This window comes from Methylobacter psychrophilus (assembly GCF_025583945.1).
In the GTDB taxonomy this organism is placed as follows: domain Bacteria; phylum Pseudomonadota; class Gammaproteobacteria; order Methylococcales; family Methylomonadaceae; genus Methylobacter_C; species Methylobacter_C psychrophilus.
In genome coordinates this window covers 1-26,256 of the sequence record NZ_JAOEGU010000054.1, presented here as the reverse complement: position 1 = coordinate 26,256, position 26,256 = coordinate 1, and the positions used below count along the sequence as shown (strand labels likewise).

The window sequence follows — 26,256 nt, the reverse complement described above, 5'->3', positions numbered from 1 at the left end:
TGAACTCCAGGCAATTTTTTTAAGCTTGCCAAAATACGAGTCCACTCTTCATCACTTAATGTTATCCGCTTCATTTCATTCAAAACGACTTATTCTACCGGATTGGTGAAACGTCAACAGAACCTAGATGATTAGCGATAATAAAGCGATTGTTTGTAGAAGAAATATTTTCTTTCAGCATAGTCATTAATCGCCTTTCAAAGAGCTCAGGACTCTGTCTATATCATCAAGTCCGGAGGCTGTATTGATACCTGAAATATCAGCACCCGCCGAGATTAAAAAAGCTACCATGCCCGAATTAAAACCAGTAAAAATGGTTTGGGCGCCCATTAGTTTTGCCATGAGCACAATGCGATGTAAGGCATTAAATTCAGTGAGATCCAATATGGCGATTGCGGATATATCAAAAATAACTAAAGTAATCCTGTTAATTTGTATGTACTCAAGCATATCAGTACTCAATACCGACAGCATCTCCGGTGCAACATCGCCTTGTAAAATGACGGACAATCGATCATTCATTCGACTCATGGAAACGCCGCTATGTCCGGACATATTGATACTCATGGCTAAGCTACTGATTACCGATCACGTTTTACTTAAGAAACAGTAACGTTGATCAGTTTTAAGGCGATTTCGAAGGCATCACGTAGCGTAGATGTCGTTTTTATTTCGCCAATGTTTACTCCAAGCTCAACAATAGTTCGGGCAATCGCTGGAGATATTCCGGAAATAATAGCGCTACACCCCATTAATTGAGTGGCTTTGGTAATTTTTATTAATTGATTGGCGACCGCCGTATCTACCGAAGCTACCCCACTAATATCCAAAATAAATACTTTGGTGCGCTCTTCAGATATTTTGGACAGCGACTTATTCATGATCTCTTGGGTACGGCTTGAATCCAGGATGCCAAGCAGAGGTAATAACAATATGCCTTCCCAGATAGGTGTTACCGGTGTTGACATCTCCATCATGGCTTTATGGCTTTCGGACAAACGAAGATTTTGAATGCGGGCAATTTCGTCTATGACCAGGTAAGAATCAAGAAAAAGATGTTTTGTTAGCGCATTGGCTATAGCACCGATATTAGCGGGCATTGGTTTGATATTCCAGAGTTCATCAGATAACAATTGAGAAGCAATAGACATACCTGCAAAATAAATATCATTGGGTAAGCCAATGCGGGCATGGACCTCGCCGATATGGCGTCGTTCTTTGATATAATTATCGTTGATATGTGCTACAAAAAAACTTTGCCAGTGGATGGATTGCTGCTCTTGAACCCGCTTTAAGTTGCTGCTGTTTGATCCAAAAAACAGTGAAAATTCTTCTTGTTGCTTTAGCCATGCATACCACTTTTCAATAAATTCCGGCATAAAATCTGCCAGCAATGTACCGGCTTGACGCACGAGTTCAGTGTCGGTGGCAGTGATACAAAATTTATCTTTAAGTTGTTCTATGTCTTCATGCATTATAAGATTTTCCTGTTAGATATTGTGCGGTTGATGCAGGCTATGAGAATGATACGGTTTAAGTTTATTTAAAAGTGTTGGTTGAATACCAAGTCATTATTATCCGGGTAGCATTTAGCAATTTCTCTAAAGCTTTTAGCTAATGCCATAAAGGTATCCGTTATAACAGGATCAAAATGCGTACCTCGACTCTCAGCTGTCATTTGTATGGCTTTTTCGGTGAGAAAATATTTAAACTGAGGATGGTTTTGCAGATGCTCGGCTAACGCCTTTACATAAAACGTATTTAGCGGCATAGGCTTGTCGGTTTCATGGTCACCTGTTTTGGCAAGCATGATTAATAGCAGGATGGTTATATCGTGGATGGCAGTTAATTGGTCGGATTTGTTGCTGATCTGTGCTTTGATAAACCCACTGTTATCTTTTAAAAAGTCATTAGCCGCTTTGATTTTTAAATAGTTCTCTACCCGTGCCAACAATATAGCAGGGCTGACGGACTTGGTAATATAGTCAACCGCACCGAGTTTTAAACCCTGTAGCTCATCATCAAGATCGCTCATCGCCGTGATAAATATGACAGGGATATCCGCAGTGTTGGCGTCGGTTTTTAATTGCTTACAAACCTCGGAGCCGGAAAGACCAGGCATTATGACGTCTAATAATATGAGATCGATAGCGTTATCGTTTTGAACAATAGTAAGTCCCTTTTCGCCAGAAGTAGCCGCTTTTACCTTATAACTAGTTTTAAGTAGTCCCGATAGCAAATTAATAACATCAGGACTGTCATCTATGATGAGAACGGTAGGTTTTAAAGTTAAGCTCATTATGTTTAAGTTAGCGCTTCTTTTTTCAAATGAGTGTTGTTTGTCGCTGATTTTGACTGTCAATCAATAAGAATTTAAGTTGATTGAGTTTCTCAATGAATATCAGCGCCAAAGAAAAGATTAAATTAAATTTTTAATTTAAAAATTAAATATACTGCACATATTATCAAGAAAATAGTATTTTTAATTGGCAATTAAAAGAGTTATTTGACTTCAATTTAACTACAATATTTTCGGACAGTTCGATTAAAAATAGTTAGGAAGCCTCCAGCATGTAAATATGCAGTCATCGACGACAATAGCTTAATACGTCAAAGACTTTCGCGCTTTGAACTGGCAGGGGAAATCGATAGGCAGCGAACCTATACCGCTATCACGGCATAAAATGTCCGAAGTATTGACAGATCAAATCTATCGGCTTATTTGTTGGTATTTTCCAGATCTGAGGCATCAATGGCTAACGCAGCCCTTACCTTTTCTATCAGCAAATAACGCGTAAAAGGCTTGACGATATAATTAACAGCACCTTTTTGTAAACTTTCCATAACCATATCTTTAGCCTGGATATTCGTTATCATGACAATAGGTACACCAGTAAGGTGCTTATAACTTTTTATCTTTTGCAGTATCTCCATGCCATTATAATCAGGCATATTAATATCCATTAAAATGAGATCAGGACGTTCCCTAAATAATAAAGTCAGGGCAGATTCGCCATTGAACCTGGAAATTATTTTATAGCTTTCATCTCTAAGGGCATTATTGATTATTTGGTGCTGAAAAACATCATCATCAACGACTAGTATTGTTTTCATTATGTTGGCAATCAAAATATTGTTCTAATTTCAGCGTTTGTAAATATGGATATACGGCAATAGGATTAATTGTTTTTTGCAAAATATGACTTGGTTTTTTAAGATATAACCTTTACAAATTAAATATTCAATGTACCTCACTGTAAGTTCACACAGAGAATAATCCTTAACCCCTTTAAGGGACGTTATCTGTTTTTTTAAATTTTCATCTTCAATGCTGCCAATTCTTGATTGGTCGTCAGTACACGTAATAGTTGTTAGTTACTTAGAGACGCATTGATGGAAAAAGAAAAACACCAATAATTAACTTTTTAATTTCAATTGGTTAATATTTAATTCGACATCCGACTCTACGTTTTTCATAAGTTTAATTGGCTATTAACACCACAAGCCTTATTATTCGTGAAGTGCCAATTACTATAACTATCCGAAAAATTAATTTAATTAAAAATAATACATTACATTTTCAGAAAAAAACATCGATATAATGTGCAGAAAATTTAATTTAAAAGTGAAATATTCTACACTAAACATATTACCAGTCAAATAGTATATTTCAATATTTCGAATAGTTTACGCGGCGATAGCGCCATAATTACATGTAATGGTCAAGTAAAATGGGATAATTTATTAAGCAGTCTCCTTATAGAATTCCGGCTTTCAAATTCTAGCGGGGGAATGTTACTGACAGCTTTATGTGAGTAAGCTGTCATCTGAAAATTAAAGGCGAATCACAACTGTGGGTCGGTCAGCGACTTTACTTTCGTCGAAGTCGTGATAATTTGAATGTCAACTATCGAGGGTTGATGAGAATTGGGAAGCCAATATCTCTTTTGATTTCATGAACGGCATCGCCGAATTCCATGATGATCGGTAGCGAAAGTTTGAGTTGAGTTGAAAAATACAACCAAAAGCATCATTCTTAAGCATTAATTTAACGACAATAACCAGTAACTGCGCTCTGGGTAATTAATATCATGAACGGGCAACTCTTTGAATCCTTGTTTAATATACAGATTACGCATTCCATGGGCTTGCAGGTCTGTTCGACCTATCCGATAATCAAATTTATGTCGGCATAACTCCGAAATCAATGTGGCAGACAACTGCTCTGCAACACCCAATCTACGATATTTTGATCTTACACCCAGCCCACCCACATAAAAAGTTCGCTGGTTATTATTAGCAAGAAAATCCAAAGCATAGCCACCGGAAATCTTAAAAAAAGTCTGATTACGAAGATCATCAGACGCCACAACCAACTCCTGACCAAGCATATAACCTATTAAATGACCTTCTTGTTTATGCCTTGCGATGATCAGTATGGAATTCTTTCTCATCATTTCAACACCCAATCCAAAGATGATTCTTGCCGCTGAAAAGCTCTCGTTCCAGGGTGACTCACTGAATACTTCACAAATAATCTCTGCCAGATCTGATACCAAAAGACCGTATTGATCTGACCTTAAATCAATTAGTGTTATGACTTGAACATCAAAAAAGTCAGCCATAGTTAATCAGACTTTTTGGCAGATAATCGGTACCAAATAAAAAGTGAAATCAAGATTATTGGAAATAAAGTTACCGAAAACTCTGCCGGTGAACAACCACGACTACAGTTAATTAACATCAATAAAAACAAAAAAATAAAAACGCCTAACGTGGTTAATATTCTCATGATAAATTCCTCCTAACAAAATTTAATACCCACACCATTTATGGTAATAAAGGTATACAAGGATTTTCTATAAAAGCAACTTGCTAGTTGAGCGAAAAGGTATGTAGACTTTCAGAAATTAAACTTCCAATTTAATCGCGGTAAGTACACACAGATAACATCCCTTAAAGGGCATAGGTATCTACACAACTTTTCCTCATAATAAAAACAATGAGTTGCAGAAGCGCCAAGCTCCCTCTCTTGTTGGAGAGGGCTGGGGTGACGACTGCACGGATGCAGGAGGTAGAGCAATTCAGGAGCAATTGCCGAGGCGAGTAAAATCAAACAGTTACATTCCCCTCATCCCAGCCTGAAACCCTCGCTTCGCTCTCCCTTTGGAGAAGGAGCTGTAGGACTTGTGTAGATACCTATGCTTAAAGGGATGGTATCTGTCAGCATGGAAATTATGTATATGAAAATCTATAGGTGAATTCATCTCCGAAGTGCAATCCTGATACTTATGCTTATTCTTGCAAGATATGACTAAAAAAGCATTGAGCTTAATTGGTTGGAAGTATTGATGAATATAGGGTGATGATATTTTACGTTAGTTATTAGACGTAAATTTAGGCGCATTGGTCAAACAAGTTACTCTCGAAAATCCTGATATTCAAAAAGTTGATATTGCAGTAACACCGGAAAGCTAAACCATTGAGTCAAACTCGAAATAGTGAGCATCAAGTAACAGCCATTAAGAGTCATTCATAATCGTCCGTATATGGACACCTCCTGTTTTGCAAGCAAAAAAACCTTTGGTTTTTGGGTGCGACTGCACCTTACCCGCCAATTGATAGTAGTGATCCGTAACACCTATCATGCCTACATTTATGCCATTTTTACTTATAAGCGTGAAAATCTGTTTTTGGTGTTATCGTGATCATCAAATACACCGTTCAATTTAGGATTTTAAGGTGGGAAATTCATAGAAACAACCTGTACGGAACCGAACGGTTTCGGACAAAAATGTTGTTGTATCAGCTCAATATAGAATACAATCAAAAAACCGATAACTATCAAGGAATACTATTATGTCTTTAATTACTTGGAGCGACAAACTTGCAGTTGGGGTAGAGATAATCGATCAACAACACCAAAAACTTGTTCAGCTCATTAATGGACTACATGCCCATATGGTGGCAGGCGATGCCCCTGAAATAATGTGTAAGGTACTCGATAGGGTTATCGAATATACGGGTTTTCATTTCGAAACTGAAGAACAACTGATGCAGGAGTATGATTACCCGTATTCCACAACTCATAAACGCCAGCATATCGACCTTGTAAATACCGCTGTCAGTTTGCAGGAGAAACTGAAAACTGGAAATACTCATATTACTATGGAAACCATGCATTTCTTACAAGACTGGTTACAACACCATATTCTTGAGACAGACAAAAAATTTGCAGCTTACCTCAAATCTAAAGGCGTTCACTAAGAAAGTGCTGATTAATGCAGTTTTTCAAAGTTAAAATTAATTTGTTGAGATTAATTTTTGAAAAATAAATTGATCTGAATTAAGGGGCTCTACACCTAAAATCATCCAATTGTTCTTGTTTTAAAATAGCCTTAAGAAATTGTATTTTCCACTCTGTGTGGCTTAGGATGGCATCATTTAAATCCATTATTATTCCTTCCTAAGAAACATCTCAATATCTTTTAATACGAAACCAAATTCGGCAGCTCGCCTGTGTAATTGTTTGATAACACGTTCACGATATTTTTGTTCATATTGATCAGCCCCTGGGTCTGCATATTCTGATCCAAGCTGAACACCTATCCTGATTTGATTTGAACACGGATTCTGGTTTCAAGCTGAACAAAGTCAGCGCTTCACTTAAATCATCTATAGACTTTCAGAAATTAAACTTCCAATTCATATCGCTGTAAGCTCATACAGATAACATCCCTTGAAGGGATGGTATCTGTCAACATGGAAATTATTTATCTGAAAATCTATATCTCACCAAGCGCCTATTTATCGCCGTGCTTTCCGGGCTTGCCCAAATGACCGTGGTGCTTCTTGACATCAAAACCTTTATCAAAGGTCAGGCGCTGCTCGGGTGACAGTGTGATATAAAAAATCTTGGTGGCTGCCAGATGCACTTCCTCCCTGGCAATATGTTCTTTGGCAAAAGCCAGTTTCTTTTCCATTCGCTCAGGCGCAGATAAACCAGTTAACAATTCGTCACGCTTGCGCTTCTCATCCCGGTTCATACGATCCTCATTGATCTTGCCAACCCATTCATTCCAGGCAGATTCTTGATCTGCACTGAGCTTTAGATCTGATTTAAGTGCTGCCTGCTGTCTGTCTCGCCTGCCCATATGATCACACTTTTTGGATTCTTCATTCGCCGGTTTTAAGGTATCAATACTGGCGGCATTTACTGTTTCAGCCAGTACGTTCGTACCTGCCAACAGACCTGATATAGCAAATGCAAGTAGAGTAATTCTCATTGTATGTTTCATGGTTGGTTCCTAAAATAATTGGGATCGGCTAAATTTACAGAACAGTGACTTCCTGTTCTTGGTTACTACTTTAACCATGAAAAATGCAAACAGTTTGAAAAAAATGTGCAAATAATGTGCAATTTTTAATCGACTATTCCAGTAACATATAGCTGCACAACCAGCGTAATGACTAAAATTTCAGAAGAAAACTACTATTCAACCGCTTGACCATTTCTCCCTATTATGGACACTCTCCAAAAAAAACTACTTCAAGCAACACTACCAGATTTATTTATTATCAGGTGACTCTACCAGCTGTCGCAGAATCTCACGTGCTTCATCATATAAAAATGCATTGATCAGTTTTGCTAATTGGCTAAACAAGCCAAGTTGATCAATGGCCAGATAGGGCTTGAGTGAATTCAGCAATGTGTCAGAAATAAAATTACTTTCTTTAAGTAATTCGTCAAGTTCGACAGCGGCATGCTTTAGCATTTCAATATTACCGCCAGTAGTCGGGAGTATCTCTTCAGGCAAATCCCGTGTTGCGATGACGGACATTGTCTGGTTAAACACTTCCTTAAAAGTGTTGAACGTCACTACTGACAACGCTCCGTTTAGTTCAGTTTCCAGTGCTTCAGAAGCCTTATGCAGTCGCATGGCACCGATGTTGCTGGATGTCCCTTTAATATTGTGTAGCAATTGCTCAGCCGAGATAAAATCTCCCACAGAGACCATAGCTACAATTTTGTCAGGTATATCTTTCATATTTTCCATGAAGGCAAGCAACAATCGCGTTAAATGTTCTTGATCGTTATCCAGCATCAATAATAAATTGTGCCAGTCAAAAACCGGTAGATCATCAATATTTGACATCTTTTGTTCGCTTGCTTCTACAATTTCTGTATCTACGGTAATTCGCCCGTCAAGTTTTAGACATTGCACCAGTGTCGACATCAATTTTTCGGGATTAATAGGTTTGCCAATAAAAGCGTTCATACCTACAGCCAAACAGCTTTGCTGTTCCTTTTTCGTGACGCCAGCTGTCAACGCGATAACCGGTAGCTTTGCAAAGCGTGTTTGGCTACGGATCAGTTTCGTTGTCTCAAAACCATCCATTACCGGCATATGAATATCCATCAAGACAGCATTAAATTCTCCAATTTCCAATAATGCCAGCGCCTCTTTACCATTATTGGCTATCTCTACGGTAATATCTGACAGCGCCAGAAAGCCCTGTATAACCTGCTGATTAACAATATTATCTTCCGCCACCAGAATTCGGGTACCGGCAAGTAATCGGTTTAAATGGGCCATGTCCCAGCCATCTGTTTGTGAGCTGTGCTCATCGGAGATAGCCGACAGTCCTAGAACAAGTTCAAAACTGAAGACAGAACCTTGTCCAGGCGTGCTGGTTACCAAAAACTCGCCCCCCATCAACCGCAACAATTTATCACTAATGGCCAGTCCGAGACCGGTGCCACCAAAACGCCGGGTGATCGTGCTATCCACCTGACTGAATGGTTTAAATAGTTTGTCATAGTCATTGTTTGATATACCGATACCGGTATCCGTGACAGAAAATGACAACCGGGCTTGCAACTGATCAAGTTGCTGTAGCGCAATAGTCAGTGTAACGCTGCCATGATTGGTAAACTTGATCGCGTTACTCAGCAAATTGATTAAAATCTGTTGCAGCCTGAGTGTGTCGCCGATCAAGTTACGCGGGACGTTGGCCGCAATAACTATAATAAATTGAAGATGCTTTTCCTCTGCACTAACTGTAAATAGATTACTGAGATTATCCATCACCTCATCAAGAGTGAAGATCTTTTGATTAATAGTTAAACGTTCAGCTTCCAGTTTGGAAAAATCAAGGATGTCATTAAGTATGCTCAACAAACTATTGGCGGAATTGTTAATCTTTTTCAGATAATCCCGTGTATCGTCCGGTATGTCTTTGTCCAATGCCAGATAAGATAATCCGATGATTGAATTCATCGGGGTCCTGATCTCATGTGACATGTTGGCGAGAAATTCCGACTTGGACTGGGCTAATGCTTCCGCCCGTTCTTTAGCCAATAAGACCAAGACTTCATTTTGCTTACGTTCGGTAATATCTTCGGCAATACCCAGATAACCGGTAATCTCGCCGTTCTGATCCTGAATAGTAGTCACCGCAAGTGAAACGGTTAAGGTTGATTGATCTTTACGAACATAAGTCCATTCCCGTTTTTCATACCCTGCTTGACCGGTCTTTTTAACAAAAACCTCAAATCCGGAAACGGGCCTCCCCAACTCAAGCGCCAACTCCTGCCCACGCTGTGAAACTTCTTGCTGATCATGGATGATAGCGGGGGTCTGCTTGCCAACCATTTCTTCGGAGCTATAGCCCAGCATAAGCTCGGCACCACGATTAAAGGTTGTGAATACACCCTGCGTATCCGTCGAGATAATGCTGATATTGGTTGCCGCAGAAAGCAAACTCTCCAGCGCTTCTTTGGTTTTGTTAGCCTCATTTCGGATAACAATTTGCTCGGTGATATCAGAGATGAACCCGTGCCAGAGGGTGCTACCGTCGTCCAGTACTTCTGGCTGACCCAGACCGGACAGCCAACGCAGACCTTTTATCGGTAAATTAACCCGGTATTCCATCTGCCAAGTTTGCAGGGTGTCAGCAGACGTCTTAAAACTGGTGACAATTAGATCGTAGTCATCCGGATGCAAAATCGCAAATACTGATGAGCCATCTGCACTAACCTGTTCAGGGGTAAGTTCATAAATATCCTTGATACTGTCACTGGCAAACGGAAAACTACAGTGGCCATCAGGGAAAAGCCTGAATTGATAAACCATCCCGGGAACTTGTCGGGATAACGCAATAAACTGGTCATGACTTGCCTGTAACTCGCTTTGTATCTGGCGTATTTTAGTAATATCGACACAAGAACCAATGTAACCTGTAAAAACGCCATTAGCATCAAAGCGGGGTACCCCGTGATCATCTAACCATCGGTATTCGCCATCGTTACGCTTCAGTCGGTATTCCATATGGAACGGTTCACGACGTTCAAAATGGCTACTATAAATAGCCAGACAATGCTGTAAGTCATCAGGATGAACTCCTTCTGCCCAACCGTTGCCAGCTTCCTGTTCCATAGATCGGCCGGTAAAGTCCAGCCAGATTTGATTGAACCAGAAAAAGAGCTTGTCAGTACCCGCCAACCAAATCAGTACGGGGGCCGCATCGGCAACGAGACGAAAACGCTGCTCACTTTGCGAGAGCTCCAATGTGCGCTCTTCCACCAACTTCCGAAGCAGATAACCACGACCGGAGGAGACCATAGCAAATGCACCGACCAAACTGGTTAGTATCAGTCCCGCCAATAAAATAAGCCCTTGATTACTTGAGCGATGATGAGCAAAATAATCTTGGGTGGGAATAACCTCAATCCGCCATGAGCGTCCCCCGACAGGAAGAACTAAACTGTTCACCAACAAAAATTTTCTTCCAATCACGCCTGCTTCTTGCTGAACAAGTGTAGGCTGTTCGTTCTGGTTACGCGGAAACAACAACTGCTCGGCTACCGGGGCACTCTCATCAATAAGCCGAAAGGTGAGTTCATTTGTATTTAGATTTTTGAATGCAGCGGTGATGATGTCCACGACCCTGAATATGCCAACGACATAACCTTCAATATTGTTACGTCGATCTTCCAGAGTTTGGTGTGGCAGGCCTTTACGGTAAAGGGGTCTATACGCAACCAGTCCATGTTGTTTATTTTTCTCCTGAACCAAGTTAACCCTGGCGGTAATCGCCAAATCTCCGGTGTCCCTTGCCCTATCAAGTGCCTCTCGTCGTTCTTGGCTGGAATTGAAGTCGTAACCCAAGGCACTTTCATTGCCTTGGTAAGGTTCAAGGAACGTAATGGGGATATATCGGGATCGATTGCCTGCACGCACCATTTTTTCATTAACATCCCGTTCCGTAATCTGAAAGTTTTCGTAGCCATCCTGCTTGACACTTTTTTCAAACGCGTCCCGTTCAGCGGGCAAAATAACAGGACTCCATTCCAGCGCCTGTATGCCTTGGAAACCTTCTAATGACTGATTTACGAAGACTTTAAATGCTTGTCGATTAACCGTTGCTGAAGCCGCATAAAAACCTCCGAGAGAATGTAGTACATTCACATGGCTAGCAACCGAGTTTTTAAATGCCAGCGCCAACTCCAAGGCATGTTGATCAAACTCAAGTTTTAATCGCTTGCTGTCATTTTGTGACTCATAAAAAACAGCGATCGTTGTCAGTACAAACATCGCGATAATGGGTAGGGTTATTGCATAGCCCCTATTACGCAAGCTTTCTCCTGGTTGCTGCAGCCAGACAAAAATCAGCGGGGTAAAAATAAATATTCCTAACACATCGCCCATCCACCAGGTTCCCCAATTGATCAGGAAATTTTCTACATGAATTCGTCCAATGGCGACCAAGGTCGAGACTGCGATAGTTGAATTAATCAGGGCACTGAAAAGCCCGCCAAAAAGCAAGAACAAAAACACTTGTTTCTCTCTGCTAAGCGAATTTGGAAAACCGGCAAAACGTTTAAGTAAATAAGCACCAACAAGTGCTTGCAAACTTGATCCACCAGCAATGGCGAGAGTAATAACAACTGAATAAAAATTTTCTGCGGGGATATCCGCAATCAATGAGGTTGAAAGATTAATAAGAAACGAACCAATAAATATACCCGGCCAGATACGGTTTCCATAAATCAAAATACTTGCCAAGGCAATGCCGGAAGGTGGCCAGATAGCTGTTGCATAGCCTGGTGGGATAGCCAGATAACTGCCGAGTTTTCCAGTTATAAAGTAAGCGGCTGCCAAGCCCATAATTTGTAACAACCAAGACAAAGATAGTCCCGATGTTACTGCTGGTGACAATAAAAAACCAGATTTATCGTTATTTTTAGACATATGAATTTGGTAATATGAACCTGGTACACGAACACATAAATATACTTGCTATTAATGTACTATAGTGCAATAAAAATGTAATTTTTGCCAGTTTTAGTAGCGCTGGGTAGGTCTGGTGACAACGTTAGTCCAATAAAGACTGTTTCATAAGTAAATTGTGATTAAGCTGTCCGCAAATAAAATTTTGCATAAAAATTATTATATAATTCTAAAATAAATGGTTATAAACTGCAAATATAGAAATATAACCTTGCACCTTAATAATAGTCGTGGGTTTGGATAAACTGCTTGAACCAAGTAAAGAAACGAGCAGTAGCAATTGAGTTGCCTAGACTTCTCAAATGACCAAAAAATCTGACTCAAAATAGCTTTCCGTTGCTACAAGTCCGCTTCTAGGCATAGCTATCTACACAACTTTTCCTCATAATAAAAACAATGAGTTGCAGAAGCGCCAAGCTCCCTCTCTTGTTGGAGAGGGCTGGGGTGACGACTGCACGGATGCAGGAGGTAGAGCAATGCAGGAGCAATTGCCGAGGCGAGTAAAATCAAGCAGTTACATTCCTCATCAACCTGGAACCCTCGCTTCGCTCTCCCTTTGGAGAAGGAGCCGTAGGACTTGTGTAGATACCTATGCTTCTCGGACAGAATCCTGGCGTTTTTTCTTTCGTAAACCCTGTTTGTTACGGTTATCCTTTTTTCAAAAGGACGTAAAAATTCGGCAAACAATATATTCTTGCTGGGCGCGACCTGTCACATTAAATTCGCGCAACCATTTTAATGACAGGGTAACATCCTGACCATTAATGTGCGGTGTGTACATAACAACCGGACCTATACTGGATGCTTCCCCTGACTCAGCAACGCTAAGCGATTGCGAACTTGTATCTTTAGTGACTTGTTTATAATAGGAGCCCGTTATACCGAGTCCTAAAGCACTCACAGGATAATGTCCTACCGTATAATCAAAATGAAATTCGTCGCCACTTTTATAATCCGTAGCCGGATTTATAAGGTTATTCATATAACCTATATCGACTGAAATCTCATTATTTCCAGGAAGTCCCCAAGTGAGCATCAGATTGTGGTCGAATGTCCAATAATTACGGCCGGTATTAAAATCATTTTTCTGATACCGACCGGTCGGCGCGACAATCCCTTCAAACAACAAAGCCGTAACATTATCCCATTTCCAGTTTAATCCGCCAGGTACAAGGTAAAAATCACCGAGTCCGACGCGATCAAAATTATTAGAGCCACTGTGATCCTTGCTTACCAGTAATCCGGGATAAAGTCCGGCCAAAAATTGACCGCCCAGTACTTTTTGATCGGTCACATGAATAATACCGGGCATTTCCAATAGTGTTCCAGTTTCTGACTTTGTATCTTGATAAGCCGCAAAAAAGTTATTAAAATAGGTTCCCTGATCTGGAAGAACTGCCATCCCAAAATCGCCATAAAATCCTGGTAAATAATTACTACCACCTGCTTCAGTAGCGCTGGATAGAGAGGGTTGTAGTATTAACCCGAGAAGCAAAAAGACCAAGTGTTTCATAAAAAAACCAAGACGAAGCTGCATGATATATATAACATGCTGCATTAATTAAAATTACTGGCACAATAATAAATTAGCACTATATTAATTGCAAATATAGAAATTTAAATTGAATATAATGGAACAAACAAAAAAAATTAGTTAAAATATCGAAAATACAACAAAGTATTAAGGTACTTTTCAACAATGAATCCATCAAAAGAATTATCGATACTTGGCTCGAAAAAATTCAATAATACTTCAAAGCCATTGCTCGCCAGCCAAAATGCTTAAAGCCAAAGAACTATTTTTTAGTATCTTTTATAGATGGCTTCCAATTTTAAAGCTGGATGATTTCACAAATAACATCAATTTGAATGATGTTATCTGCACCGGCTTAAGTTTGCAGTTTTTAAGATCATCCTGCTTTTTTTTTCGCTAAAATTTTAGTTATGCCATGTTTGGAAATCGTCTTTCTTCTATAAAGTCAGCGCAAAGTATATTTTTGCATCAGTGGGTATTAAGCGCTTTTATCCGTGCTGCACTGACGCCACTGTTATTAATTGAGTTATCGCTACTCGCTATCTATATGGTGTCTCACGGGTGGTCTCGAACTGAAAATATTGCTGCTATGCAAAATGTGGCAAACAACGAATTATCAAGGTTGGTCGAGAATCAAGCTGAGGCGATTGAGTACCAATTAGCCGGGGTCACGGAATTGACAGAATTACTCAGACAAGAAACCCAAGATGTTCTTAATCAACCGGCAAATCAAAAAATCGAATCATCTAGCCGTTATGCAACCACCGATGATGGTGTACTTTATACCCGAGCTAACGATGGCGGAGCCGCTGTGTTTTTTAGCGGTTTTGTTAAAATTAATCAGGAAAAAAAACAAAAAATTGCCCGAACCGCTCGCCTTGATCCAATGTTGCGCCGTATTGTCGATATCAATATCCTGACGGTTCAAGCTTACTTTAATAGTTACGACTCTCTGAATAGAATTTGGCCGTATTTTGATGTGTTGAGCCAATATCCCCCAAAGATGAATATTCCATCTTATGGTTTTTATTACGAAGCAGATGCCACACATAATCCGGAACGTAAAACACGCTGGATAGATGCCTATTTGGATCCCGCAGGGCAAGGCTGGATGGTCTCGGCTATTTCACCTGTTTATAACGGCAATTTTCTTGAAGGGGTTGTCGGTCTGGATATTACGCTCGACACGATTATCAAACAGGTACTGGCTTTGTCTATTCCATGGCAGGGATTTGCAGTACTGATTAGCAAAGACGGCATGTTATTGGCGGTTCCGGAACAGGCTGAAAAACTGTTTAATCTACACGAGCTAACAGTCCATCATTATGACCAAGCCATCCGGCAGCAAACATTTAAGCCCGATGATTTTAATATCTATCATCGTACTGATATGCGGCAACTGGTAAAAGCCTTAACGAATAACCAGTCCAGCGTCGCTGTTGTTGACTTCAATGAACCTTATCTGGTCGCCAGTAAAACATTACCTAGCACAGGTTGGCGTTTAGTGACATTTGCTCCGCAAAAAGAAGTTTTCAAACCTGCAACAGAATTATCAAAACGATTGACCATGATTGGTTGGTATTTAATTGGCAGCCTGTTTTTTTTCTACCTATTGTTTTTTATTTTTTTGTATCAACGAGCCAAGCGCTTAAGCCATGAAATATCAGACCCGCTGCAAGGTATAAAAAAGATGGCAATTCAAATTGGCGAGGGTAATTTTAAGCCGGAGACACCAGACTACAACGTTAATGAGTTTAGATCAACGGTCGAGCAAATGTTGCTGACGGCAGATCAATTACAAAATGCCGAACAACAGTTGGTTGGTGCAAAAGAGGAAGCAGAACTGGCTAACTATGCAAAAAGCTCTTTTTTGGCCAACATGAGCCATGAGCTACGCACTCCCCTGAATGCAATTACCGGACTGACCGAGTTGGTCCAAGACGGTACTGTTGATAATAAACAAAAACGTTACTTGACTCAAATTCAAAAATCTTCACAATCCTTGTTGCTTATGGTCGATGATATTCTTGATTTTTCCAATAACGATGCTGGCAAAATTGAAATTGAAGATAAGGCGTTTTCAATCGAAGAGCTGTTGCAAGGTCTTGCTGATATTTTTATACATTCTATTGAAAACAAACAGATGGAGCTGTTTATAAAAATTGATCATACGGTTCCTCCTATAATTTTTGGCGACGTGCGGCGCATTCGACAAATTTTGATCAAACTAATCGGTAATGCGATCAAATTTACCGAGCATGGCGAAATTCAGATAACAGTCGATGTTGCAGTAGAACACAATCAGCGTGCAGTGCGGTTTTCAGTGAGAGATACCGGCATCGGCATTTGCACAGACGACATTGATTCAATGTTCCAGACTTTTACTCAGGCAGATATATCAATCTCCCGTAAATTTGAAGGAGTGGGATTAGGACTGGCAGTGTGTCAACAGTTGGTTAATATGATGGATGGCACTATCAATGTATCCAGTCAGTTAGGGGCAGGCAGTACCTTTGAATTCACCCTCGAGCTACGCACTCAACAAAGTGCACATAACGCATTTAATACAACGTTTCAGTCCGAATTACAGATATTGTTAATTGATGATAACCCTACGTCCTGTATGGTGTTGCAGTATTATCTGGAAGAATGGCAATGCAAGGTTACTCGGGTCTTATCGATTTCACAGGCGATAATTGAAATGCAGCAAGCTTGGGAATACTCGCGACCTTTCGATTTACTGTTACTGGATGGTCAGATATGGCAAGTAAATGGCTGGTCTATCGTTCAGGCCATAGAAAGCGCTGAACTACAATCCCTACCGGAAATAATTCTGTTAACAAACAGCCATTATCATGACTCTTTATATTCGGCGAATTTAAGCATCAAGCCCAAAGCCCTGATCAACAAACCTGTATTTCCCTCACGGCTACTCAGTGCGATTCAGACAACTACACAAGAAAACTTTAGATGTACTGAACTACCAACACAGCTAGCCGAGAAATCCCCTGTTGGCATTCAAACTGACAGGCAACATGTCAGCGTTGCTGTATCCGAAGATATCAACCAATTATTACAAGAACTCAATACGCTATTGATTGAAAATGCTTATATAAACAGTGAATTACTAGAAAAAATAGACTCTGCGCTAAGCAAAAACCAAAACCGGCTACATCAAAAATTATTAAACTGTCTAAAGCATTTCGATTATCCAGAAGCCAGGCGCATTTTGACAAATATTATTAGTTCCGTGCAAGGAGAAGTAACGTGATTTTTTCAGTTCCAGGTAAACCCATAGTGCTCGTGGTTGATGACGAACCGACTAATATTGATGTGCTTGCCGGTTTATTAAATAAAGACTACCAGGTAAAAGTGTCTACTAACGGTAAAACAGCTATTGATATCGCCATGCGAGATCCGCAACCTGACCTGATATTACTGGACATTATGATGCCTACCCTGAATGGTTTTGATGTGTGCAAGCAACTAAAAGCCAATCCGGCGACCAAGGATATACCGGTGATTTTTGTTACAGCAGCCGGCCCTCAATCAGAAAATGAAGGCTTTGAGTCAGGTGCGGTCGATTATATAACCAAGCCTATAAATCGATTAATCACCCAATTACGTATAAAAGCTCATATTGAGCTTGGGCAATCCCGGAAACGCATTACCCAAAATCTCGGCTTTCTATCCAGCATAATTGAGAACGCATCATTGGCTATTTCGGTATTGTCGCCAGATCATCAATGGCTGTTGCTTAATAATGTCAGTTTGGCTTTGCAAGAATGTCAAAGCCTGTATCAGGCCAATCAACAACCTCCCCTGGAATTTATCGATGAACTTGACCGCAATAACTATAGCCTTGCTAATCAAGTAGCGCTAACAGGTAAAAATCAAGAATTGCAAGTACATATTGTTGGCATCAAAGGTACGCGGCGCTTGTTGAAATTAAAATTATCACCATTTTATGATGTCAATGGCAAAATTATTGCCGTGTTAAGTCTGGGTGTCGACATCACCGAAAGTAAGCAGGCACAAACCCGGTTGCGATTACTGTCAAAAGTCTTTGAGAATTCTCTTGAAGGCATTGTAATCGCAGACTTACAAGGCAAGATAGTGGATGTTAATCCAAGCTTTAAAAAAGTGACCGGTTATTCAAAAGTGGATATTTTGGATAACAAAATGAGCTTGCAGAATTTTGAAACCCCGGATGAAGGATCTGACAACAGTATGTGGCAGTGTCTTATCGGCAACGGTCAATGGCAGGGTGAAATCGTTAACCATAAAAAAAATGGCGATTTATTACCGGAATGGCTTTCGGTAACCTTGATAAATGATGAACAAGATAATCCTGAACATTATTTGGGCGTGTTTAGTGGCATGACGATGCTTAAAAAACACCAAAATGATCTAAAAAAAGTTGCCCATTACGATAGTTTAACCGGTCTGCCTAATCGCCTGTCACTAGACGAGCAGCTCAAGCGGGCGATTGCAGAAAGCGATAGCGGACAAGGTTCGCTGGCAATCTGTTATTTGGATCTTGATGGTTTTAAATTGATTAATGATAACTTGGGATCGACAACAGGGGATATGGTGTTAATTGAATGCGCACAGCGCATCAGTCAGATACTGGGAGAAATGGATACGGTTGCACGGGTCGGCGGCGATGAGTTTGTCATCTTGTTCCAAGGTATTCACAATGTTCGGGAATGCACAGTGCTGGTAGAACAAGTACTGACATCAATTGCAAAAGATATCAATGCTATTTACCGGGTTACCGCCAGCGTTGGCGTGACGATTTATCCGCATGATAACGATGATCAGGATATGCTGTTACGGCACGCGCACCAAGCCATGTGTACCGCGAAAATATCAGGTAAAAACGGTTATCATTTCTTTGATGTCGCTGAAAATCAGCGTATATGTCATTTAAACGATGAATTGCAAGGCATTCGTCAGGCTCTGGAAAATGGCGAATTTGAGTTATTCTATCAACCCAAAATTAATATTCATAATAATGCCGTCATGGGGGCAGAAGCCTTAATCCGCTGGCGACATCCTAAGCGAGGGATTCTTTCACCAGCTCATTTTCTGCCCCAAATTTATCAAACTGATCTGGAGATCACTGTGGGTGAATGGGTTATTACAACAGCCATAAACCAACAGCACGAATGGTATCAACAAGGACTGAAACTTGAAATATCAATCAATATTTGTGCCAATCATTTGCAAGCCCCCGATTTTATAATTAACTTCCAACAACAACTTAGCCAATATCCTGAACTTTCTCGAGGCGCAATACAAATAGAAATTTTAGAAACAGCGGCTTTGGATCATCTTGATTCTGCAATAAAAATAATACAAGCTGGACAAAAATTGGGCGTGAGCTTTGCACTGGATGATTTTGGTACGGGTTATTCCTCATTGACGTACTTATGTAAATTACCTGCCGACACTATCAAAATTGATCAATCTTTTGTGCGGGATATGTTTAACGATGAAGTTTCCTATGCAATGATTATTGGCATTATTGCTTTGGCAAAAACATTTTCCCGTGAAATTGTCGCTGAGGGAGTCGAAACAGTCCGGCAGTATACTGCCCTTGCAGAGATGGGCTGCGACATTGCGCAGGGCTATTTAATTGCCAAACCGATGGCATCAAATGAATTTTATACGTGGCTACAAGAAGATACGTGGCGACAAAATATTAATGATGATGCATTGATCCATGCAAACTATACCATCTAATTTTTAGAGCAGATATTGTATTTATTATATCAATTTCAAAAGACTAATTATAAGTGCATATAACAATACTAAGTCCAGACTGTTTTTTGCGCCAACATTGTAGACAACCATAATCCTGATGGAGAAGTTACGCTCAACCATCACATTACCACAATCAGAACCAGTAGATACGCCCATGTCTGAAAGAACACTTGATATACTCACACACGATGACCATGCCGCCCCAATGAATGGCATTATCGAGCGTTACCACCAAGAGGCACTACTTAAAGCAGGTGCATTGCAAAGCGCAATTTTCAATAGCGCCAATTTCTCGAGTATCGCCACCGACGCAAATGGCGTCATACAAATTTTTAATGTCGGGGCCGAACAGATGCTGGGTTACACCGCCGCCGAAGTAATAAACAATATTACGCCGGCCGACATTTCTGATCCACAGGAAGTGATCACTCGCGCCGAATCCTTAAGCGTTGAACTCGGAACCCTTATTATGCCTGGATTTGAAGCGTTGATATTTAAGGCATCACGCGGCATCGAAGACATCTACGAGTTAACCTATATCCGTAAGGATGGAAGTCGGTTTCCGGCAGTGGTATCAGTCACAGCGCTACGCGATGCACAAGATACCATTATCGGCTATTTATTGATTGGTACCGACAACACTGCGCGTAAACATGCAGAAGAATCCATTCAGGCTGCCTCACAATACGCTCGCAGCTTGATTGAAGCAAGTCAGGATCCGTTAGTTATGATTAGTGCGCAGGGCAAGATAACCGATGTTAATGCCGCTACGGAACAAGTGACGGGAGTATCTCGAAATGATCTTATCAACAGCGACTTTGCTGAATATTTTAGCGATCCAGAGAAAGCCCGAGAAGGTTATGAGCAAGCGTTTTTACAAGGCTTTGTAACAGATTATCCTTTAGCGATTCGTCATGTCTCGGGAAAAATCACCTACGTACTCTATAATGCCAGTCTGTATCGGGATGCCAATGGTAATGTACTGGGCGTGTTCGCCGCAGCACGCGACATCACTGCTCGCAAGCACGCCGAAGAAGAACTACTCAAGGCCGGAGCCTTGCAAAGCGCCATTTTTAACAGCGCCAACTTCTCGAGTATCGCCACCGATGCCAATGGCGTCATTCAGATTTTTAATGTCGGGGCCGAGCAGATGCTGGGTTATACGGCCGCCGAAGTGATGAACAAGATCACACCAGCCGATATTTCCGATCCGCAGGAAGTAATAGCGCGCGCCGAATCCTTAAGCCTTGAACTCGGAACCCCGATTATGCCAGGCTTTGAAGCATTGGTATTTAAGGCCTCTCGTGGCATTGAGGACATCTACGAACTGACTTATATCCGCAAGGATGGCAGTCGGTTTCCGGCGGTGGTCTCGGTCACGGCACTACGCGATGCGCAGGACGCCATCATCGGCTATTTGTTGATTAGTACCGACAACACCGCACGCAAACATGTAGAAGAAAAGTTGCGCTGGACTGAGGAAAGCTTCCGCTTGATGGTGGAGAGCGTGACCGATTACGCTATTGTAATGCTTGACACAGCGGGATGCGTTATGAGTTGGAATGCCGGTGCTGAGCGGATCAAGGGGTATACTGCGGAAGATATCGTCGGACAACACTTCTCACAGTTTTATCTTGAAGAAGACCTCATTCATTGCAAACCTCAACGTGACTTGGACGCAGTGATAGCTAACGGTCGCTTTGAGGATGAAGGTTGGCGGGTTCGCAAAGATAAATCAAGTTTCTGGGCTAACGTAGTTTACACTGCCATTCGAGATAATCTCGGTAATCTTCGCGGCTTTGCCAAATTAACCCGTGATCTCACCGAACGTCGACAAGTTGAGATCACCCTAACCAATGCCAAGTCCGCAGCAGAAAAAGCCAACCAGGCAAAATCAGATTTTCTATCCAGTATGAGTCACGAATTACGTAGTCCGCTCAATGCTATCCTGGGTTTCGCTCAATTAATGGAATCGGATTTGCCTCCGCCTACATCCTCGCAAATGGAGAGTATTGAACAAATTCTCAATGGAGGATGGTATCTGTTAGATCTGATTAACGAAATCCTGGATCTCGCAGTAATCGAATCAGGTAAAGTGTCTTTGTTACTGGAATCAGTGTCACTGGCTGAAGTTATGCTTGAATGCCAAACCATGATTGAACCACAGGCACAAAAACGAGGAATTCATATGACTTTCCCTCAGTTCGATATTTCTTGTTTTGTTCAAGCCGATCGAACGAGAGTCAAGCAAGTTATGATTAATCTGTTGTCCAATTCGATCAAGTACAACCAGAAAAACGGAACGGTCGCCGTTGTCGTTGCGCTAAGTTCACCAGAACGCATCCGTATTAGCGTCACTGATACCGGTGCAGGATTATCTCCAGAAAAAATGGAACAACTGTTCCAGCCATTTAATCGTCTCGGACAGGAAAACGGTGCCACAGAAGGTACCGGCATCGGCTTGGTAGTGACAAAACGACTGGTCGAACTAATGGGAGGTGTCATCGGCGTAGAAAGCACCATCGGAGTTGGTAGCGTATTCTGGATTGAACTTATTGCATCGACCTCATCACAATATTTAAGCAACATGATCATTGAATCTGCGCTGACAGTTGTTCAAATCCCATTTCAAAACAATACGATATTACATACACTACTTTATGTAGAAGATAACTCGGCCAACTTGAAACTTGTCGAGCAATTAATTGCCCGTCGCCCCGATATGAAACTGTTGAGTGCAGGAGATGGCCTGATGGGTATTGAAATTGCCCGGAAATTTCAGCCCAAGGTAATCTTGATGGACATCAATTTGCCAGGTATCAGCGGTATCGAAGTACTAAAAATATTGCGCGAAGATCCAACAACTGCACACATCCCGGTGGTGGCTATCAGTGCCAATGCGATACCACGCGACATTGAAATCGGCCTGGAGGCCGGTTTTTTTCGTTATCTGACCAAACCGGTTAAAGTGAATGAATTTTTCAGTACACTAGACGAGGCACTGGAATTTGCAAATAAGGAGATCAACCTTTGCAAATAAAACTGCGTGATCATAAAACCGATATTTTTAACGCCAATATACTGATCGTTGATGATAAAAAGTCCAACGTGCTTCTTCTTGAACTTATACTGCGCCGTGCCAACTATACAACAATCACCTCTACGTTGGATAGCCGCGAGGTTTGTGAACTCTATAGAAACAACCGTTATGACCTGATTCTGCTTGATCTGCAGATGCCTGAAATGGATGGCTTCGAGGTAATAAAAGCACTGAAAAAAATTGAACAGAATGAATATCTTCCCGTTTTAGTGATCACTGCCCAACCGAGTCATAAAATAGCTGCACTGCAACTCGGAGCAAAAGATTTTATCGCCAAGCCGTTTGATCAGACTGAAGTGCTAACGCGCATCTACAATATGCTGGAAGTACGCCTGTTGTACAAGGAATCAAAGCGCCACAGCCAAGCATTGGAAATGACATTACAAGAATTACGCTTGGCACAATCCAGCCTGGGCAGCGCTGTTGCCGCTAAAGAACAAGCGGAACAGGCTAACTATGCCAAAGGGGCATTTTTAGCAAACATGAACCATGAGCTATGCACCCCCCTTAACGCAATTAGCGGCCTCGCAGAATTGGCTCAAGACGGTGCCATTGATCCCAAACAAAAACGTTACCTGACTCAAATTAAGCTGTCATCACAATCCTTGTTAGTTATCATCAATGACATTCTTGATTTTTCCAAAAATGAATCAGGAAAAATTGAAATTAAAGACCAAGCTTTCTCAATTAAAACACTATTGCAAGTCCTTACTGATCTTTTTGCTGCTTCAATTGAATATAAACAATTGGAATTATTTGTAATGATTGATCATAAAGTCCCCGATATTATTTGGGGCGATGAGCAGCGCATTCGACAAATTTTGACCAAGCTCATAGGCAATGCCATTAAATTTACCGAACGTGGTAAAGTTCAGGTAACCATTGATGTCATCAAACAAGAGCAGAACCAGTTTGCCATCCGCTTTTTGGTACGAGATACCGGTATAGGAATTCCTATAGAAAGCCTTGAGTTACTCTTTCAGGCTTTTACGCAGGCTGATACTTCACTTTCCCGTAAGTTTGGCGGAACGGGAATGGGACTTGCAATTTGTCAACAATTGGTTGGCCTGATGGGCGGAACCATCGATGTGTCCAGCCAGATAGGAGAAGGTAGCGTTGCTGAGTTTACCTTATGGCTACGCGGCGAATCCTGTGTCAAAGCTGCTTTAAATAGGGAGCTTCATTGCAGCTCATCGTTATTGCCAATTCAGGCTCCGGTAAAGAATCAATTAACCGATTTTGATCTACATAAACCATTATTATTACTCAATGACGAGTCATCGCAGTTATGTTACATGCTTACTGTATTCAAAGAGGATTATTTATCTATTATTGATGAATTATCTGCAAATATACATAGAAATGAACTTGATGAGGTAAAGGTACAGTTACAAAAAATAAAAATTGTTGCCGCTGATATTGGAGCAATCAAGCTTTCTGACTTATCCAAAGAATTTGAGACTCAACTTGAAAACAGATGTATTGAGAAGGAAACCTGGGATAGCTGGAAGACCCTTTTTACAGGCACCATGCAAAGCATCAATAAATTTTCGTGCATCCACCATGTTGATAGTCAGCATAAAAGCGTTGTTTTACAAGATGACATTACCCTGTTATTGCAAGAGCTCGATACGCAGTTAATCGAAAATACTTATATCGATATTGCTTTACTTAACAAAATACATGCCGCAATAGATAGAAATCAATTACAAGAATATCAAAAACTATCGGATTTTCTGATGCATTATGATTATCCAAATGCCAGATGTATTTTGGCAAACATACTTAAAAACCCCACTAGTTAACTTAAGCAAGCCCATTCGTTGACAAGCTTCACCACAGGTGATTATCTATTGATAGATAATCGGAGCTTGTATTTCAAGTTGAACATCTTATCCCATGCACGTTCTTAATAGTGCCTTTATCCAAATTAATTAATTTTCATTACTTAATAAATTTAACGTCTAAAAATCAATATGTGCGCTAACGAACGGTGTACATGTCTGAAAAAGTGTCTAATTGTCCCCAATGGTTTTTAAAACCGGTTATTTTTATTCCGCTTAACAGAACTATTACAACGATTGTGTTTGACGTTTAACTCAAAGGAAAAATAATGAAAAAATTAAACTACCTTAGCTCACATCAAATGATGTGCGGCATCCGCGCAATGACAGTAGGTGCAGTTTTTATAGCAGGTTGCGCAAGCCTTCCACCAACAGAACAGATGGCCGTTTCCAAAGTTGCTGTAAATAATGCGACCAGTTCTGGAGGAAATCAGTTTGCACCATTACCCATGAAGTCAGCAATGGATAAAATGGATGCTGCCGAACGAGCCATGACAGAGGAAGACTATGCACTCGCCCGGCAACTGGCAGAACAGGCACAAGTTGATGCGCAATTAGCCGCAACAACGGCACGCTCGGTTAAAGCACAGGAAGCCGCCAGTGCATTGCAAAAAGGCAATGGCATACTGCGCCAAGAACTGGATCGTAAAGCCCAACAATTATAAATGGAGTTCATCATGCAAAAAAATCGCTATTTTCCTTTGACCCTAATCGCTGTCGCAATTATTTCCGGTTGTAGTACGGTGCCTAACCAATCCCTTCTGGAAGCACGCAGCAATTACAACATTGCACGAGTTAACCCACAAATTACCAATCTGGCCCCGCTTGAATTGAAAGATGCGAATGACACTTTAAATAAGGCAGAATACGCCTTTAGTGAAGATGAAAATACTGAAACCGTTAATCATCTCGCCTACGTAGCCATGCAGAAGATAAACATCGCACAAGAAACCACCGAGTTAAAAACTGCTGAATTAGCCGTAGCCGAGGCCGGTTCCAATCGTGCAACAGTTCGTCTTGATGCCAGAACGGCTGAAGTCGATGCAGCTAATGCCAAAATAGCCCAGCTTAAAGCACTAAACGCCCAACAAACCGAGCGCGGTATGATGATTACACTGGGTGATGTATTATTCAGCACAAATAAGGCGCAATTGAAATCAGGTGGTATACGAAATGTACAAAAGCTGGCTGATTTTCTTAACCAGTATCCACAATATAAAGTATCAGTTGAAGGCCACACCGACAGTCGTGGTAGCGATGAGTATAATCAGGAACTCTCTTATCGACGCGCAGATGCCGTACAAATGGCTTTGATGAATATGTCAATTGCCAGCGACCGTATCAACAAGAGCGGGTATGGTGAAGGTTTCCCGGTTGCCAGTAATAGCAATTCCGGCGGTCAGCAATTGAACAGACGCGTAGAAATTATCCTGTCTGACGAAAATGGTCGTATAACATCACGATAGACTTTAGTAATCTTCGACTGCGATCAAACGGACTGGATCGAGTCGAAGCAAAACTTAAGGCAACTTACCTCCTGTTTATCATTCCCGGATATCACCTAATATAGCCACTACTAAGCGCAGAAGGTCTCAATTCGGGTAGTAATTCCCTGAACATCCAACCCACAAATGGCCAGCAACTCCTCTCTGGTACCTTGCTCAACAAAGCTGTCGGGCAAACCGATATTTAATACCGGCATCAGTATGTGCTGAG

Annotated in this window: 15 protein-coding genes; 7 read left to right on the top strand and 8 right to left on the bottom strand. The window is 41.1% G+C overall.

From position 1 onward, the window contains the following. Positions 1-186: 186 nt before the first annotated feature. The 5 genes from N7974_RS17295 to N7974_RS17275 form a co-directional block, all read right to left on the bottom strand. Positions 187-567, bottom strand: coding sequence for an STAS domain-containing protein (locus tag N7974_RS17295; RefSeq protein WP_262966824.1), 381 nt, complete (start codon positions 565-567; stop codon positions 187-189). Between the two features lie 32 nt (positions 568-599). Further along, entirely contained in the window at positions 600-1,475 is an 876-nt protein-coding gene (locus N7974_RS17290) for a protoglobin domain-containing protein (RefSeq protein WP_262966823.1), read from the bottom strand. A 68-nt stretch (positions 1,476-1,543) separates the two neighbouring features. Then, on the bottom strand, positions 1,544-2,299 hold the full coding sequence (locus N7974_RS17285; RefSeq protein ID WP_262966822.1) for a response regulator: 756 nt from the start codon (positions 2,297-2,299) through the stop codon (positions 1,544-1,546). Positions 2,300-2,718: 419 nt separating this feature from the next. Continuing rightward, entirely contained in the window at positions 2,719-3,114 is a 396-nt protein-coding gene (locus tag N7974_RS17280) for a response regulator (RefSeq protein WP_262966821.1), read from the bottom strand. 929 nt (positions 3,115-4,043) lie between these two features. Beyond that, positions 4,044-4,625: a GNAT family N-acetyltransferase gene (locus N7974_RS17275; protein WP_262966820.1), complete on the bottom strand. Its 582-nt coding sequence runs from the start codon at positions 4,623-4,625 to the stop codon at positions 4,044-4,046. Between the two features lie 1,234 nt (positions 4,626-5,859). On the opposite strand from N7974_RS17275, the gene N7974_RS17270 reads away from it, so the two are divergent. Further along, entirely contained in the window at positions 5,860-6,267 is a 408-nt protein-coding gene (locus N7974_RS17270) for a bacteriohemerythrin (RefSeq protein WP_262966819.1), read from the top strand. 536 nt (positions 6,268-6,803) lie between these two features. Here N7974_RS17270 and N7974_RS17265 read toward each other — a convergent pair. From N7974_RS17265 to N7974_RS17255, 3 genes are all read right to left on the bottom strand, one after another. Continuing rightward, positions 6,804-7,298: a Spy/CpxP family protein refolding chaperone gene (locus N7974_RS17265; protein ID WP_262966818.1), complete on the bottom strand. Its 495-nt coding sequence runs from the start codon at positions 7,296-7,298 to the stop codon at positions 6,804-6,806. A 270-nt stretch (positions 7,299-7,568) separates the two neighbouring features. Then, positions 7,569-12,254, bottom strand: a complete 4,686-nt coding sequence (locus tag N7974_RS17260) for a CHASE domain-containing protein (protein ID WP_262966817.1) — start codon at positions 12,252-12,254, stop codon at positions 7,569-7,571. A gap of 697 nt (positions 12,255-12,951) precedes the next feature. Next, on the bottom strand, positions 12,952-13,806 hold the full coding sequence (locus N7974_RS17255) for a SphA family protein (protein WP_262966816.1): 855 nt from the start codon (positions 13,804-13,806) through the stop codon (positions 12,952-12,954). A gap of 436 nt (positions 13,807-14,242) precedes the next feature. Here N7974_RS17255 and N7974_RS17250 point away from each other — a divergent pair, with 436 nt between their 5' ends. The 6 genes from N7974_RS17250 to N7974_RS17225 all read left to right on the top strand — a co-directional run bounded on the left by N7974_RS17250 (position 14,243) and on the right by N7974_RS17225 (position 26,006). After that, positions 14,243-17,098: a hybrid sensor histidine kinase/response regulator gene (locus tag N7974_RS17250; protein WP_262966815.1), complete on the top strand. Its 2,856-nt coding sequence runs from the start codon at positions 14,243-14,245 to the stop codon at positions 17,096-17,098. Next, positions 17,095-19,575, top strand: coding sequence for an EAL domain-containing protein (locus N7974_RS17245; RefSeq protein ID WP_262966814.1), 2,481 nt, complete (start codon positions 17,095-17,097; stop codon positions 19,573-19,575). Before N7974_RS17250 ends, N7974_RS17245 begins: the two co-directional genes overlap by 4 nt. A 175-nt stretch (positions 19,576-19,750) precedes the next feature. Continuing rightward, positions 19,751-22,636, top strand: a complete 2,886-nt coding sequence (locus N7974_RS17240; RefSeq protein ID WP_262966813.1) for a hybrid sensor histidine kinase/response regulator — start codon at positions 19,751-19,753, stop codon at positions 22,634-22,636. Next, complete coding sequence (locus tag N7974_RS17235) at positions 22,627-24,501, top strand: ATP-binding protein (protein WP_262966812.1); 1,875 nt, start codon at positions 22,627-22,629, stop codon at positions 24,499-24,501. The genes N7974_RS17240 and N7974_RS17235 overlap by 10 nt, the downstream gene beginning before the upstream one ends. A gap of 308 nt (positions 24,502-24,809) precedes the next feature. Next, positions 24,810-25,205, top strand: a complete 396-nt coding sequence (locus tag N7974_RS17230) for a DUF4398 domain-containing protein (RefSeq protein WP_262966811.1) — start codon at positions 24,810-24,812, stop codon at positions 25,203-25,205. Between the two features lie 12 nt (positions 25,206-25,217). After that, the gene (locus N7974_RS17225; protein WP_262966810.1) at positions 25,218-26,006 is read left to right on the top strand and encodes an OmpA family protein; all 789 of its coding nucleotides are present in this window, start codon (positions 25,218-25,220) and stop codon (positions 26,004-26,006) included. The last annotated feature ends 250 nt before the right edge of the window (positions 26,007-26,256 follow it).

Coding starts and splice junctions, on each gene's coding strand:
- N7974_RS17280 (WP_262966821.1), bottom strand. CDS start 3,114: ATGAAAACAATACTAGTCGTTGATGATGATGTTTTTCAGCACCAAATA.
- N7974_RS17255 (WP_262966816.1), bottom strand. CDS start 13,806: ATGAAACACTTGGTCTTTTTGCTTCTCGGGTTAATACTACAACCCTCT.
- N7974_RS17290 (WP_262966823.1), bottom strand. CDS start 1,475: ATGCATGAAGACATAGAACAACTTAAAGATAAATTTTGTATCACTGCC.
- N7974_RS17285 (WP_262966822.1), bottom strand. CDS start 2,299: ATGAGCTTAACTTTAAAACCTACCGTTCTCATCATAGATGACAGTCCT.
- N7974_RS17225 (WP_262966810.1), top strand. CDS start 25,218: ATGCAAAAAAATCGCTATTTTCCTTTGACCCTAATCGCTGTCGCAATT.
- N7974_RS17240 (WP_262966813.1), top strand. CDS start 19,751: ATGTCTGAAAGAACACTTGATATACTCACACACGATGACCATGCCGCC.
- N7974_RS17270 (WP_262966819.1), top strand. CDS start 5,860: ATGTCTTTAATTACTTGGAGCGACAAACTTGCAGTTGGGGTAGAGATA.
- N7974_RS17275 (WP_262966820.1), bottom strand. CDS start 4,625: ATGGCTGACTTTTTTGATGTTCAAGTCATAACACTAATTGATTTAAGG.
- N7974_RS17265 (WP_262966818.1), bottom strand. CDS start 7,298: ATGAAACATACAATGAGAATTACTCTACTTGCATTTGCTATATCAGGT.
- N7974_RS17250 (WP_262966815.1), top strand. CDS start 14,243: ATGTTTGGAAATCGTCTTTCTTCTATAAAGTCAGCGCAAAGTATATTT.
- N7974_RS17230 (WP_262966811.1), top strand. CDS start 24,810: ATGAAAAAATTAAACTACCTTAGCTCACATCAAATGATGTGCGGCATC.
- N7974_RS17295 (WP_262966824.1), bottom strand. CDS start 567: ATGAGTATCAATATGTCCGGACATAGCGGCGTTTCCATGAGTCGAATG.
- N7974_RS17260 (WP_262966817.1), bottom strand. CDS start 12,254: ATGTCTAAAAATAACGATAAATCTGGTTTTTTATTGTCACCAGCAGTA.